Below are 15,302 nucleotides of genomic sequence, written 5' to 3' on the forward strand. Positions count from 1 at the left end.
CGGGGCGCGCAGTATGTGACCCGTGCTTCACTTTGGACTCGGCACAGGGAAGTAATTGAATTGGAGATGACAAGATGACCCGAATTTCAACCACCCATGTGGGAAGTCTGCCGCGCAGTCAGGAAGTCGTCGATTTCATCTTCGCGCGTGAGCAGGAGGAACCGTTCGATCAGACAGATTTTGATGCCTGCATGACGAACGCGGTGTCCGAGACCGTAGGCAAACAGGCTGCAGCGGGGATCGATATTGTATCGGATGGCGAGACTTCGAAAATCTCTTACGCGACCTACGTCAAGGACCGCTACACCGGGTTTGCAGGCGACAGCCCGCGCAACGCTCCGGCTGATCTGAAGATGTTTCCGGGCTTTCTTCAACGTTTGGCGAATGATGGCGGAACTCCGCAATACGCGCGGCCCATGTGCGTAGGCGATGTGCGCTCGAAAGGGCAGGGCGAGTTGCAGAAGGATATCGACAACCTCAAAAGAGCCATGGTTGAGCACGGGATTGAGCGCGGATTTATGAATGCTGCCAGCCCGGGTGTGATCTCTCTTTTTCTGCAGAACGACTATTACCCGACGCGCGAGGCGTATCTGGCCGCGCTGGCCGATGCGATGAAATCCGAATATGAAACCATCGTCGCGGCGGGCCTGGATATTCAATTGGATTGTCCCGATCTTGCCCTGTCGCGCCATATGCTGTTCACCGATCTTTCTGACGAGGAATTTGTCAGTATTGCCGAAATGCATGTCGAAGCGCTGAACCATGCATTGCAGGATGTGCCCGCCGACAAGGTTCGGGTTCACATCTGCTGGGGCAATTACGAAGGTCCGCATTGCTGCGATATCGGAATGGACAAGGTGTTCTCGACTTTGATGTCAACCAAGTCGCGCTATGTGCTGTTTGAAACCTCGAACCCGCGCCATGCACATGAATGGACGGTGTTCCGCGACCGCAAGTCCGAGATACCGGATGACAAGGTACTTGTGCCGGGTGTGGTCGATACCACCACAAACTTTGTGGAACACCCCGAACTGGTCGTGCAACGTCTTGAGCGGTTCGTGAACATCGTGGGAGCGGAGCGGGTGATCGGCGGATCGGATTGCGGTTTCGGCACCTTTGCGGGGTTTGGCGCTGTCGATCCTGATATCGCCTATGCCAAACTGGGTGCGCTGGCCGAAGGGGCTGCTCTGGTCAAATGACACCACTTGTCCTTTTGCCGGGCATGATGTGCGATGCTCGGCTATTCTCGCCGCAAATTGGTGCATTGTCTGGCAGATATCCGATATTTGTCGCCCCCATTGGTGCACATGATACGATGCAGGCTCTGGCCGCCGAGGTTTTAAGTCATGCGCCCGACCGGTTCGCCTTGGCCGGTCTTTCCATGGGAGGCATTGTTGCGATGGAAATACTGCGGCAAGCACCGGGGCGTGTAGCGGGGATGGCGTTGATGGACACCAACCCGCTGGCAGAGGTGGATCAGGTCAAGGCGAGGCGTGAGCCCCAGATTGAGGCGGTTAAAAACGGTCGGCTACGCGATGTGATGGCCGAGGAAATGAAGCCCAACTATCTGACCGATGGCCCTGATCGACAGGCAATTCTGGACCTATGCATGGATATGGCTATGGCCTTGGGGCCGGAGATTTTTGTTAACCAATCCAAGGCCCTACGAGATCGCCCGGATCAAAGTCACACATTGCGCGCTTTCAAGGGATCTGCGCTGGTCCTTTGCGGTCGTCATGACGCGTTATGCCCAGTCGAACGCCACGAATTGATGCATGACCTGTTGCCGCAAAGCCGGTTGGAAGTCATCGAACACGCGGGGCATTTGCCAACTCTGGAACAACCGCGGCAAACCACGGCGGCGCTGCAGCGCTGGCTGGAGACAATCGAAACAATCTAAGCCGGATTTCCGCAAGGCCGTAGATAGCCCTGGTGGAAACTGACTACGATATTACTCTGTCGGACTTGGAGCCCCTATCGTAGCATGGACGCAGCAGTAACGATTTAGAGTTTCTGAAGCACCCAAATCTGGTTCAGAGCCTGCTGTCGCGATCAAAACTGCACTTAAGTCGGGGCACACGCGATACACTAAATTCAAGGCCTGCTACCAAGTCTCTGACGAAGATTGCTTCGTTGCACTCAGCCACCTGCGGAAAGTGGTGGAAGGGGGAGGAATTTGCTGTTTGGCGTGATAAACTTTTCAATCGCCCGGAATGCCTCGGTGGATGATTGTCTGGTTTAGCCATGAGTGGCGATTGCGGTCGCTGCGGACCGGACAGTTTGATCGTCCTCTGCAACATTGACAGTTTCGAATAGCAAATGTTGTTATCGTAATGACAGGCATCGTCCCGAGGAGAAGAGCTATGCAAGACGTCGCGGATCAATCCGCTGGCTATGATGAGCACATTCTGATTTGTGACGATGACATCGAGTTTGCTCAGGGTGTTTGTGCATTTCTGACTGATAAAGGGTACAAAATCGAACACGCGCAAGATGTACCCGCTGCGCGGTTGATGATGGCTGATGAAACCTACAGCTTGTTTCTGCTGGACCTCGTGATGCCAGGAACTAGTGGTAAGGTGTTATGTCACGAGATCGCTTCGCGCATAGATGCCGGGATCATCATGATCAGTTCGATTGATGACGACGCCGAGCGGATTTCCCTGCTGGAACTGGGCGCGGATGATTACATCATTAAACCATTCAACGAGTTGGAACTCCTCGCGCGCGTGCGTGCTGTGCTGCGCAGGCGTGCTGGTGGAACGCAGGGAAAATCCCGGGTTACCCGGTTCGGAGAATGGGAGCTTGTTGAAAACGAGCGGCATCTCAAAAGCGAGGATGGTCGGCTCATCACCCTCACCTCAAGTGAAGTGCGCGTCATGCGGTTTTTTGCTGAAAATCCGGACGTGTTGTGCACCCGGGAAGACCTACTTGCCGTCGCTCGAACGCGGCAGCATGGCGGAGCAGGGGACAGGAGCGTTGATGCTCTGATCAAACGGTTGCGGTCGAAGATCGAGAACGATCCATCAAATCCGGAATATATTCGAACGGTCTGGGGGCAGGGTTACATCTTTCGTCCAGGCTGAACTCCGGAATCAAGCGGCAAAAGCACATTAGCCCTAAGGCCCCCGCTAGGGCGGTTTTCAAGCGTAACAGTGCCCCCCTGATCGACAACAATCGCCCGGACAATAGCAAGGCCGAGGCCTGTGCCGGGTTCGGTGGCTCCAAGTCTCTGGAAAGGCTCAAACGCTGTTTCAAGTTGTTCGGCTGGGATACCTGGTCCTTCATCGTCTATGTGAATTGCGGCCAAATCGTTCGACGCGGTCAAAGAGACATTTGTTCGACCCCCGTATTTGACCGCATTCTCCAACAAGTTTCTAAGAACCCGGGTAAGCGCGTTATGTCTTCCTTTGACCACCGCAGATTGTTCGATTGTGCAGGTCACATCGCGACCCGCCTCAACCTGTTCATCTACAAGCGCCTCAACCAGTGAGCGCAAATCCAGGCGTGCAAGCTCTCCATCGTGATGCGTTTCGCGGTTGAGGTTGGTGACGGAGTTTACAATATCGCTGATGGTTTCCAACCGCTTGAGCAGTTGCTCTTTGGGTGCTGTTGGTTCCAATTTCTGGATCGCATCGTGCATCCGTGCAATCGGTCCCTTCAGGTCATGCCCGAGGCTACGAAGCAAGGTTGTCTTGTACTCAAGCGCCAGAACAATCCGGGCTTCCATGCGATTGAACGCAATAATTGTGTGGCGGATATCAATGGCACCCGCCTCGACGAGTGGGCCGACCTCTTCGCCCCGGCCGATCAACTCGGCATTGACGGCCATCGCGCTCAGCGGTCGCATCACTTTCTGAATAAGAAACGCAAGTGCGCAAAGCAGGGTAAGCGCGACCAGACTGTCGATTGAGCCAACGATGACCAAAGGTACGATGTTCTTGTTTTTCATGAGCAAATAGCAGTTCAGCCATTCGTCATCATCCTTGAGCCGGACCGAAAAAACGCTCACCAGAAACGCGTCAACGCTTTCTGCATCGATAGGTTCGCCCGAGTGGCTCTTGAACAGTTGCAACAGCGCGCTTTGGTCGTGTTTGGCGTCAACGACCGTGTCTGCCACGGACAGTTCCGCGACGGCGATCCCGCGGTGTTCCAGCCGCGCCGTCAGCCAGTTAGCCAGATTCGGGCGGTCGCGGCCATTGGCCAAAGTGGTTGCTGCATCCTGCGTGCCGACCCTGACACTCCATTCTGCAGGAAAGAAACCAAGCGCTGCTTCGGAGCGGCTGTCAGGAGGCACGCGGGCCAGGGTTGAAACCACCTGCGCAAGAAAGGCATCGCCCCTGTTTCGGATCTCTTCAGCGCGAGAGTTTCGGATCTGGACCACGTCGGTGACTACCGAGAACACGCCGACAATCGTCCAGCTGATAAGCACGATGCTCATAACTTGTGTTCGAAGTGTCAGATCATTCCAGCGCATTGCGCGTAGGCTCCCTGTCCCATCCCCCTGACTTGGGACGCTAATTCAAATACCGCCGCATTCCCAAGCGGAAATTGCAACCGCCATGCCGCTGATGATGCAAAGGGGTTTCACCCACCGGTACCGCATTACGGGGCACCCGGCTTCGTCAGCTCGGTAAACAACCGGCCAAATTCGTCAATTGAATCAAAGTGTGACAAGCCCTTGGGGCATCGGCGGCTGGTCTCCAAGTATCACCCACAGAGTTTTTATTGGGAGCCAGCTATGTCAAAGCATTCATCCGTTCATCCACAACTTGCCAGCGCCCGGCGCGCGCTGAGGGGCAATCTGATTGCCACCGGCGTTTTCAGCGGTGTTGTGAACCTATTGATGCTGACAGGGCCGATTTTCATGCTTCAGATCTATGATCGCGTGATGTCTAGCCAAAGCGTGAATACGCTTGTCGCGCTCAGCACACTTGTCGCCGGTCTGTACTTGTTCATGGCCTTGATTGACGGCGCGCGGACCCGTGTGCTGGTTGCCATGGGGCATCGCTTTGAACAAAGGCTCGCCCGCACAGCGTTTGATTGCACTTTGTCCGAGCCGTCGCGCAACCGTCCGGGTGGCAACCCTGCGGCGGCAATTCAAGATGTCGAAAAAATTCGCGGTTTCCTGTCGGGTCAGGGTGCCGGAGCTTTGTTCGATCTGCCGTGGATCCCGGTCTATCTGGGATTGGTTTTTGCCATGCACATGTGGCTGGGTATGGTCGGTGTAATTGGCGCGCTGGCATTGGTTGCCATTGCCATCGTTACGGATATCAAGGTCCGCGCTGCCGCGTGCGTTCAGTCTGAGCATTCAGCCAAGCGCAATCGTCTGGCAGAAGCCGGCCGCCGGAATGCCGAAATGGTTCGCGCGATGGGGATGCAGTCCAATCTTGGCAAGACCTGGCAAGATGTGAATGATCTCCACCTTGGTGCGAGTGCTAAGGCGGCCACTACTGTCGGAGTGTCTGGTAGCTTTACCAAGGTGTTCCGCCTGGCACTTCAGTCCGCCGTTCTAGCGGTCGCCGCTTATCTTGCCATCCATGGACATATATCGGCTGGCTCAATCGTTGCGGCATCGGTCATCATGTCCCGTGGCTTGCAGCCTATCGAGACTCTGGTCGGTAGTTGGCGCAATCTGGTTGCTGCCCGGCAAGCATGGGCTCAGCTGAAGCAAACTCTTTCTGGTGACGAAGCTGACCGTCGTATTTCCATGCCCAAGGCACAGAAGTCGCTGACCGTTGACGGTCTGATCGCTGTCCCTCCGATGGCCACTGCCGCTGTTCTCAAAGGTGTTGGTTTCGATATGAAAGCAGGCGAGGCACTGGCTGTGATTGGGACGACCGGCAGCGGAAAATCAACCTTGGCGCGCACACTTGTTGGTGCATGGTCGGCGGCCAAAGGCAGCATCAGTCTCGACGGTGTGCCGATCGACCAGTACCTACCTGAGGAGCTTGGCCCCCAGATCGGCTTTCTGCCGCAGGATGTTGAGCTCTTTGACGGAACGATCGCCCAGAATATCGCGCGTTTTGATCCCGAGGCGACGGACGAGTTGGTGATTGCCGCCGCCAAGGCAGCGGGTGTTCACGAACTGATCGCTAGCTTCAAAGACGGCTATGCCACCTCGGTTGGCGAGCGTGGCGCGGCCTTGTCCGGTGGTCAGCGACAGCGTGTTGCCCTTGCACGCGCGCTTTATGGTGATCCATTTCTGGTGGTTCTGGATGAGCCCAACTCGAATCTGGATGCCGTGGGCGAGGCTGCACTGAACCATGCCATTCTCGCCGCCAAGGCACGCGGGGCAATTGTGATCGTCATTGCGCACCGGGCGAGCGTGCTGGGTTCAGTCGACAAGATTCTGATTATGGAAGACGGTCGCGCCGGAGATTTTGGTCCTCGTACAGAAGTGATGGAGCGGTTGCGTCAACGCAATCAGGCCGCCGCCGGAGCTGCACAGCCTGCCGCTGAACAGAAGACCGTCGAACAACCCCAACAAACAGAAATCGTTGCCGCCACGGGCTGACCCAGGCCGGCGCTGTAAACAGAATGAATGGAGGAAGTCATGAATACCAACAAGAATTCCAACACGAAGACCGAAGGGTTTAGGGATCGTTCTGCCCGATCCATCGGCTTTGGTCTGGTCGCAATTGCAGTGCTCGCCATAGGATTCGGTGGTTGGGCGATGAAAGCCCCGATGTCCGGGGCGGTCGTGACGGCTGGTAGTGTGGTGGTCTCGTCCGACCTCAGAGCTGTGCAACATCCCGACGGAGGTATTGTCGGCGCCATTCACGTCAAAAACGGAGATAGGGTTGAGGCTGGCGATGTTGTTCTGACACTTGATGATCAGCTGTTGTCAGTCAGCCAAGCCTTGGTCGATGACAGGCTCGTGGCGCTTGAAGCGCAGTTAGTTCGTCTGACGGCCGAGCGCGATGGTCTGGACGATCTCGTACTGTCCGAGGAGCTTGCGGCCCGAAAAGACGAAGACAAAGTTGACCGCGCACTCGCAACGCAGCGCGCGGTGATGGAAGCACGTCGTCTGTCGCAGGATGGTGAAGTCGCGGCCTTGGAAGAGAAAATTGAACAGGCAGAGCAGGAAATTGTGGGCCTGGAGGCGCAGCGCGAAGCTTCCGAAGAAGAGATCAAACTGATCGACAGCGAATTGGAGGGTCTGACGCAGCTCTTTGAAAAGGGTTTAGTACCTGGTGCCCGGGTGACGACTTTGCAGCGTCAAAGAAGCAGTCTTGTCGGTAATAGTGGCGGCCTGACCTCTCGGATCGCAGTCGCCCGTGGTCGTATCAGCGAGACGCGTATCCATATCCTGCAACTGGAAAAGACCTTCCGCGAGCAGGTGATGAACGAGATCTCCTCGCTGGAGGTCGAACTGGATGGCTTGAAAGAACGTCGGAGCGCGGCCGCGTTGCAGTTGGCGCGGGTTGACCTTCGGGCTCCGGCGGATGGCATCGTGCATGAATTGGGGGTGCATACAGTCGGCGGCGTAGTGTCTCCGGGCGAAACGCTGATGCAGATCGTGCCCGAGGATGACGGGTTGGTGGTGACCGCTAGTGTCATGCCACAGGACATCAACAATGTCGCCTTGGGCCAGGCTGCGAGCGTGATGATCGGGGCGTTCGATCAACATGTTGCCCCTCGGTTGGATGGGCACGTTGAGTTTGTCTCGGCTGATTTGAAAACAGATCAGATGACTGGCTTACCCTACTACGAGGCGCGGGTTGCTCTAAGCGAGGAGGCTGTCGGACTTTTGTCTGACCGCCAGTTGAGCCTGCTGCCGGGTATGCCGGCTGACGTCTTCATCGAAACCGGCGAACGGACACTGTTACAGTACCTTCTTGATCCTCTCAGTAAGCAAATCCGGACCACGTTCCGGGAGGTCTGATCGATCCCATGATGTGAGCTGCCCAATAGGAAGAAACAGCTAAAACCAGCGCCAGAAATGGCGCTGGTTTTTTCGATCCTGAAGGCGAGGAGGGGCGTTGGTGGTACCTGAGCGGGTGCTGGTTAACATCTTGGAGGCGCTCCTGTGTGAAAAGAGATGATGCCCGGCTTAAGAGCCTATTTTTGTCATACTTTGTAACAATTTAGCCCCTTTTTCGCGTTGTAATGAAGGGGCCGGATAACCACCTTTTTGTTATACCCGAGGAGGAAGTTTCTAAGATTTTTTGGGTGCTAAACAAAGTGTGTAACAAGGAGAAATACAATGAAACATGTAACCGCTACGAGCTTCGAGAAAGCCAACGACGATGTCATCGCCGTGCCCCCGATTCAGCCTTTTCCAAAGTGCGGAACCGAGGTGCCAAACGATGGTGAAGACCTGGTGGCTGTAAATCCGTTGCCGATTGATCCGCTGGTTGCCGATCCCATCGAAGATCTGGTTGCCGTGAACCCGCTGCCTTTTGGTGCGGTTCCTGCCGGTGAAGGTGACGACGTCACCGCAGTTTCCCCGATCATGCCTGACCCCCGGTGTGGTACCGAGGTTCCGCAGGATGGTGAAGACCTGATCGCAGTAGCCCCGCTGCCTTATGGTGCGGTTCCTGCTGGTGAAGGTGACGATGTGACCGCAGTTTCCCCGATCATGCCTGATCCCCGTTGCGGCACCGAAGTGCCTCAGGACGGTGAAGATCTGGTTGCAGTGAACCCGCTGCCCTTTGATCCGATCGTTCTGGATCAGGGTGATGACGTCATCGCTGTACCCCCGATCCTGCCGCTGCCCAAATGCGGCACCGAAGTACCGGAGGATGAGTATGACCTGACGGAAATGGCGCCTCCGCCGCTGTGCGAAATCGTACCGACTGCAGGCGGTGAAGACATCTGCGGAACCCCCGTTCCGACCGACAGCTTCTTTGTCGATATGGTTGCCTAAGTGGGGCGAAAACTCAGCGATCATCTATCGCTGCACAACCAAAATCCGGGCGTCTTAGTTCCTGTTGAAACGGACGCCCGGGCAAACAAATGGAAAACCAAACTCACCGGCTGGGGCCTGAAACAGGCGCTAGCCGGATTGCTGGTTTTCTCAGGCCGTGGATTCCATTTTTGTCATACTTTGTAACAACTTAACTGGCTTTCACCTGTTGAGATCAACAGCCTGAAAAACCACATCTTTCCTATGATCTGTGATGCGTATGGGCCCGAACCTCGGGTGTCGACCATCCAGGAAACAGGAGGAAAGACATGAAACATGTTAGCAAATCAAAATTCCAGCCCAACTCGGCGAGCACGCTCAAAATATCGGTTGGTCTTGGTGAAACGGATGACGATCCTATCGTGATCCCGCCGGTTAGTCTGCTGTCGGAAGAAAGCAGCGAATTGCAGGACTACGTCTGGGAAGATTCAGCCTCGGACGACGAGACTGTGGCCAGCAACAAACCTGATATTCCCGTCTGGACCGGTGGTAAATCACCTGGCGATGGCCACAGCGGTTGGTGGGATAAATATGGGACCCATCTGCATGACACCAGCGGCACCTATGTCGGCCGCGATGTCAAAGCCCGTGGTGAATACAATATGGCCGATGGTGAAGTGAGTTTTGAAAACCTGATGAGCCGCATCTCAAGCGGGCCAAGCAAGGGCACATATATCTACACCCGTATCGAGGGGAATGATGGAGATAACGTCATCCACGGTTGGAACCCCGAAAACTGGGATAACTATGATGGCGGCACCTCGATCAAGAATTACTATTCCAACTATCATCATCGGGACAATATCTCGGGCGGTGACGGAGATGACATCATCATCGCCTACCGTGGGAACGACCAGTTGTTCGGTGATGGCGGTAATGATGTCATCTATGGTGGCGGTGGCCACGACTACATCGATGGAGGTGAAGGTGATGATCAGCTGTTCGGCGAATCCGGCAACGACAAGATCATTGGCGGCGGAGGCAAGAACATCCTTGTTGGCGGCGAAGGCGATGACATCCTGATTGCCGGGAATGAAGGCGACAAACTGTACGGTGGTACGGGTAACGACCTTCTTGTCGGCGGTGACGGTGATGATGTCCTGTTTACCGGGCATATCGACGAAACCTCTGCCGACACGCTATACGGTGGAAAAGGGGCCGACACGTTCGTTATTGGCTCTGTGCCTGAACCAACAACTCATGATCCCAACCATAACCAATCGAATGGTCTGGGCGAAGAGTGGCTGGAAGAGGCAGGTAATCTGGCACTCGCCAAGATGCTGCCGGGCGCGAAGCTGTTCATCAACCTTGCCAGAGGCCTGATCGACGGGATCAAGAACATGTTCAAGACCGAGGAGCAGGTTGTCGAAACCGTCAACCCGCCGAAGGTGTCTCTGGTCGAGATCCTCGACTTCAACCCGCTTGAAGACAAGATCATTGTACCAGTCAACGTGGAGGGGCCAGTAACGCTGGACCTGCAGGCATCGATCGTTGATGGCGCGGCATTCGATCTGGTCGCGCTTGATCCGGCCGACAACAAGTTCAAGGTGATTACAACCTTCTATTGGGATGAGGCGTCGAACATCTTTCCGGGCGCAACAAGTATCTCGCAGCAGAACACAGATGCCTTCATTCAACGGTTGAAAGAAACTGCTCTGATCACGGGGCCGGATGGTGCGCATTATGGCTTGGGCCAAAAGATCGACCTTGGCCTGAGCAGTGAAGACCTTGCAGGTCTTGGAACCAGCAAGTTCGTCACATTCGGGGCGTTCGGCGGTGTTTCGATGGTCGGCTTTCATGACGAGGATCGTCAGTTGGGAACAAACCACAACGACGTTCTGCAAGCCTATACGTCCGAGCGCGATACCCACGGCGGAAACGAGGCCGAAATCCGCAATGACGGCAATGATGTTCTCTACGGCTTTGGCGGTGACGATATCATGGCTGGCGGTGGCGGCTTTAATAAGCTGTATGGTGGAGAAGGCAATGACACGGCCTGGTATGGTGACAGTCTGAGCGGCATCTATGTCGACATGAACAACAAGGCGGAAGATGCCAGCGGTGAGTATTACTGGGCCTGGCATGGCAACAGCGCCAATCCGTTCGATCTCAATGACGAGATTCGCGACAAGGAAGGCTATGATCTGCTCTGGAGCGTCGAGAACATCTATGGCAGCGACCATGATGATGTGATCATCGGCGACGACGGCGATAACGTCTTCACCTCGGGTGATGGTAAAGACGTGCTGACCGGCAACGGAGGAGCTGACACCTTCATTCTGAACGGCGGCGAGAACACGATCACCGATTTCGATGCCAATGAAGGCGACCGTATCGAGATTGACCTCGACGCCTACGGTATGACCGGCTGGTTCGATCTGGATCACCGCATTGAAAACGGCCAGATCGTGCTGTTCAACAAGCTGACAGACGAGATCATCGTGCGCTATGACGATGACGGGAACGGATTTGACCCGTCATACATCGACCTGCGCAGCTTGGTTGGCAACGATGAAGAAGGCTATCAGGTTGTCTACGAACCGCCCTTTGGTGCAAACACGCTGGAGTGGTTCGAGAAGTATGGCAACCGGATTGATGCCGAGGTCGGCGAAGAGCTCGTTACCGTAGATGGCACCGATAGTTGGGACTACATGATCGGCGACACCGGCAGTGGTGGATTGACCCTGAATGGTGGTGCTGGTGATGACTACATTGTTGGCGGTGCGCTCAATCAGTTCGCTACTCTGAACGGCGGCGACGGCAATGACACCATCGTGATCCGCAAAGGCGCGATGATCACCAATGCAAATGGTGGAGACGGCGACGACGTCATCATCCTTGATGCAGACCAGTCTTCAGAAGCCGGGTTTGCCAATATGTTCGGTGGCGAAGGCAGCGATACTTTTGTCATCACCGGCCCGGGCAGCCAGTATGGTGGTCAGGTGATCCGGGATTTTGAGGCTGACGACTCGATTGTTATCGATCTGGAAGGGTTCGGGATCTCGTCTCTGGATCAACTTCAGATCGAATGGCGTTCCAGCACTCACTGGGTCACGGCAAATGGCCAAAAGGTGATCAGCGTACAGGGTGTTGATGAGCATTTCGATGTCATGCAGCACATCAGCGAGCTGACGGCTCAGCAATCACAGGATTGGGGTCTCTGATCATCGCCTGATTACCAAAAAAACGCCTCAGCCGGTCTGGATCGGCTGAGGCTTTCTTAACATTTCGATCTGGCAATGATGCAAAGTTAATTATTGCGACATTCCAAATTTGGCGAAGACACGCGCAACTGCACCGATCTTTTGCTCAAACCCCGCTATAACCTACTGACGTACAGCGTTTTTTAGCGCATCAAAGGGTTGGCCTAGGCCCGCATCCGCTCAGATTAATTCGTTAATGAACTCTTAACGTATCCTGAACTTCTGACTTGTTACGCAAGTTGGGCCTGAATTCATCGGGCTAATAAAGCCGAAATACTTGGGCTGAAACAACGACAAGATGGGAGTCTGTTTCAAGATGAGTAATGGAACATATGAAGAATTTCGCGACGCTTTGCGCGCATTTGAATCTGGTTGGGATCGAGATCGATACGACGCAGGAATCATTCAGGATTGGCAGCTGAACCAATGGGCCGGAGGGGCCGTTGCTGACTTCTATCCAAGCTATTCCAGCTGGTCTGATCTAAGCAGTGATGAATGGGACGCGATGTCCTATCGCTCGATGAACTCGCTTGGTTTTGTTGGATATCAGTTCGGCGAGGCGCTGTTAATTGACCTCGGGTATTACACCGATGATGTCTATTATGGGAATGGCGCGGCTTCGAACACCTGGGATGGCACATGGACCGGTAAGAACGGGGTGAATTCGCTGGCAGAGTTCACAACCGCCGAAGCGCAGGAGCGCGCGATTCAAGAAGCGTTTGGCTACAATCTTCAAGTCATCGAAACCGGGCTGGGCTATCAGGGAGAGAGCCTGTCGGACTATCTCGGCACGACACGCACTTATCTGGAAAATGGCCAGGCCGTCTCTGTCACGCTCAGTCTCACTGGCATAATGGCCGCCGCGCACCTGCGGGGGGCATGGGGTACGTTGGCTCTGCTTCAGGTTGGAAGTGTATCCACCGATGAATACGGTACTTCGATCCTGCGGTATGTCTCGCAATTCGGCGGTTATGACGCGCCGAGTATCGAAGACGCTATCAAGGTATACACCGACGGTGTCTTGCCCACGGATACAAATGGCGGCACCGATAACGGGAATACGTCGCCGCCCGTTGTCCCACCGGTTATACATCCGGAACCCACGGAACCGACCGGCAACGGGCCTGCTGACACCACAGAAGATACTGCGGATGTGGTGATTAACTGGGCTTGGGGCACGAATGCAACGATCCCGGATTTCGACCCTACGACCGATACGATCTTCATCGCATGGGTCGGTGCAGACGCGTTGGAGGTTGCCGAGGTTGATGGCGCGGTTGTGTTCTCGATCCCGTCCAATAACCAGGCCACGACCCTCAGCGGTGTGACACTTGCTGAGCTGAGCCCGGCAAACTTCACTATTCTGGACAATACCGCCGCAGCTGAAGTGCTTGGGCTGATAGGCACTGATGGTTCAATGCCGACCAGCGGTGGCGATGGTGGCGGAGATGGTGGTGGCGGTGGCCATAGCCACCAACATATGCACATCATGCTGGGCCTTGCCAGCGATGCACAGACGGTCGAAGGCTTCCTGCCCGCGATGGGAGATGTCATTGAAATCGGACCGGACATTGGGGCTGATAACTTCTCGATTTTCGAAGAGAGTGGGGACGCTCTGGGGCAGACCGTTAGAATTGAGCTGACCTCGGGCAATGTAACCAAGCAGATCGTATTCACTGGCTTTGGCCTGTCCGATCTTTCGCTCAGCAATTTCTCTATCACGGATCAGACGGTGTTGAACGAAGTGTCCACAGCTTTGGGGCAAGTTATCGTCTCGCCGAGAGACGGAGAGGGCTATGATGTCAGTTATGATGCAGACGGGTCAAACCCGCCCGCGATCACCGGCAATACAGACACGGGCGGGGTGAAATACCGGGCCGATAGCAACGCTGACGACATAACCGGATTCCGCCCCGGTGTGGACGAGTTGGACTTTGGCGGTACGTCGGTTCACGGCATGATCGTCACCAAATCCAAGGCCGGCGAGATTGTTATCGACAGCCCATGGTCGGACGCGGCGCAAATCGTGCAAGGTGTCACCTTCCAGGACGTGACCATCGACAGCTTTGGTGTGGTCGGCAACGAACACCTCCGTCAGGATATGGGCGGCGTTCTTAGTTGGGAGCAGGGCGTAGGACCTCGCGATGCTGACACAGTCTATGTTCGCAGCCACGAATATGGCGTGCACGAAGTTATTGACGGTTTTGATCCTTCAACGATGAAGATCAGCTTTCTGTATTTCGGAACCCGCGAGCGGCTTAGCGTCGAGGACAGTGGCGATGGTCTGGTGATCTCATCCTTGCCGACCGGACAAAGCATCACGCTGACCGGCGTGACCAAGGCTGACCTGATCCCGGGTCTGGTCGAATTCCATTTTGATCAGGTGATGGAAGACAATCTCGAGGTACCATTTGGCTTTGACCAGAACGATGTGACGTTGGTTGATCGCACCATACTGCTGACCCCACAGGCTCCTGTCGGGGCGACGACAGACGGTTATCAGACACGGGTCGGAGATCTGACAGGGGGATCGACCCAACCAGATATCGGTAGTGGAACCAACGAACCCGGAAACAGCCAAACCCCAGGAGTTGTGACCTTCGGCGCTGAAGCGGATGTGGCAGAGCTTACCTGGAACTGGGGGGTAAAGACCCAGATTATCGGTTTTAATGCCGATAAAGATATCATCGATTTCAACGCTTTGAGCGAAAGCGATGTGTCGGTCACCGAAATTGATGGCGATCTTATCTTTGAAGTTATCGGAAATGGCGGCCATACCGTTACACTTCAGGATGTTCAGGCCGAGGATCTGGATCTTGGCAACCTGACGGCTGATGACTGGAACAGTGTTGCCGAAGCAGAAAGCGCCCTGACAGACCAACTTGAAGCGCTCGGCATGTCCATCGCCTGAGGCACTCCAATAAGTGGTTCCCGGTCTGCGCTAGGCCGGGAACGAAAACAAACACATGAAAATCGATGGGCACTGGCCTCGTTTCCGGTTCGGTTCCGTGATCAAGCCATGCGACCATAATATTAATGCTCGGATCGCTTGCGCTAGGTTCTCGTGGCTGGCTTTTTTATCGTTTTTCCTTCCGGCTCTACTTAAACAGTACTCCAATAGGCTGCCGGGCGGAGCGTTTAGCATATCAATTTGCTAAGCCAAACTAATCGGATGTCTTTGACAGAAA

9 protein-coding genes are annotated in these 15,302 nt (G+C 55.0%); 8 read left to right on the plus strand and 1 reads right to left on the minus strand.

Going from position 1 to position 15,302, the window contains the following annotated elements; all coding sequences use genetic code 11:
- Nucleotides 1–74 precede the first annotated feature (74 nt).
- The 3 genes from ACR0AU_RS07080 to ACR0AU_RS07090 all read left to right on the plus strand — a co-directional run bounded on the left by ACR0AU_RS07080 (nucleotide 75) and on the right by ACR0AU_RS07090 (nucleotide 3,086).
- Complete coding sequence (locus tag ACR0AU_RS07080; protein ID WP_480795465.1) at nucleotides 75–1,199, plus strand: cobalamin-independent methionine synthase II family protein; 1,125 nt, start codon at nucleotides 75–77, stop codon at nucleotides 1,197–1,199.
- On the plus strand, nucleotides 1,196–1,900 hold the full coding sequence (locus ACR0AU_RS07085) for an alpha/beta fold hydrolase (RefSeq protein WP_170732643.1): 705 nt from the start codon (nucleotides 1,196–1,198) through the stop codon (nucleotides 1,898–1,900). Before ACR0AU_RS07080 ends, ACR0AU_RS07085 begins: the two co-directional genes overlap by 4 nt.
- 463 nt (nucleotides 1,901–2,363) lie before the next feature.
- Nucleotides 2,364–3,086, plus strand: a complete 723-nt coding sequence (locus ACR0AU_RS07090; RefSeq protein WP_170561885.1) for a response regulator — start codon at nucleotides 2,364–2,366, stop codon at nucleotides 3,084–3,086.
- Here ACR0AU_RS07090 and ACR0AU_RS07095 read toward each other — a convergent pair.
- Nucleotides 3,065–4,477 (minus strand): ATP-binding protein, encoded by a 1,413-nt coding sequence (locus tag ACR0AU_RS07095; protein WP_170776282.1) that lies wholly within the window; start codon nucleotides 4,475–4,477, stop codon nucleotides 3,065–3,067. The two genes, ACR0AU_RS07090 and ACR0AU_RS07095, sit on opposite strands and share 22 nt — an antisense overlap.
- A gap of 264 nt (nucleotides 4,478–4,741) precedes the next feature.
- On the opposite strand from ACR0AU_RS07095, the gene ACR0AU_RS07100 reads away from it, so the two are divergent.
- The 5 genes from ACR0AU_RS07100 to ACR0AU_RS07120 all read left to right on the plus strand — a co-directional run bounded on the left by ACR0AU_RS07100 (nucleotide 4,742) and on the right by ACR0AU_RS07120 (nucleotide 15,025).
- The gene (locus ACR0AU_RS07100; protein ID WP_480795466.1) at nucleotides 4,742–6,517 is read left to right on the plus strand and encodes a type I secretion system permease/ATPase; all 1,776 of its coding nucleotides are present in this window, start codon (nucleotides 4,742–4,744) and stop codon (nucleotides 6,515–6,517) included.
- A 39-nt stretch (nucleotides 6,518–6,556) separates the two neighbouring features.
- On the plus strand, nucleotides 6,557–7,888 hold the full coding sequence (locus tag ACR0AU_RS07105) for an HlyD family type I secretion periplasmic adaptor subunit (RefSeq protein ID WP_480795467.1): 1,332 nt from the start codon (nucleotides 6,557–6,559) through the stop codon (nucleotides 7,886–7,888).
- 321 nt (nucleotides 7,889–8,209) lie between these two features.
- A complete protein-coding gene (locus ACR0AU_RS07110; protein WP_170407091.1) occupies nucleotides 8,210–8,872 on the plus strand; it encodes a hypothetical protein in 663 nt (220 codons plus the stop codon).
- Between the two features lie 308 nt (nucleotides 8,873–9,180).
- Nucleotides 9,181–12,075, plus strand: a complete 2,895-nt coding sequence (locus ACR0AU_RS07115) for a calcium-binding protein (RefSeq protein ID WP_480795468.1) — start codon at nucleotides 9,181–9,183, stop codon at nucleotides 12,073–12,075.
- A gap of 355 nt (nucleotides 12,076–12,430) precedes the next feature.
- Nucleotides 12,431–15,025, plus strand: coding sequence for a hypothetical protein (locus tag ACR0AU_RS07120; protein WP_480795469.1), 2,595 nt, complete (start codon nucleotides 12,431–12,433; stop codon nucleotides 15,023–15,025).
- The last annotated feature ends 277 nt before the right edge of the window (nucleotides 15,026–15,302 follow it).

The sequence above is a fragment of the Ruegeria sp. CG1 genome, from assembly GCF_056537265.1.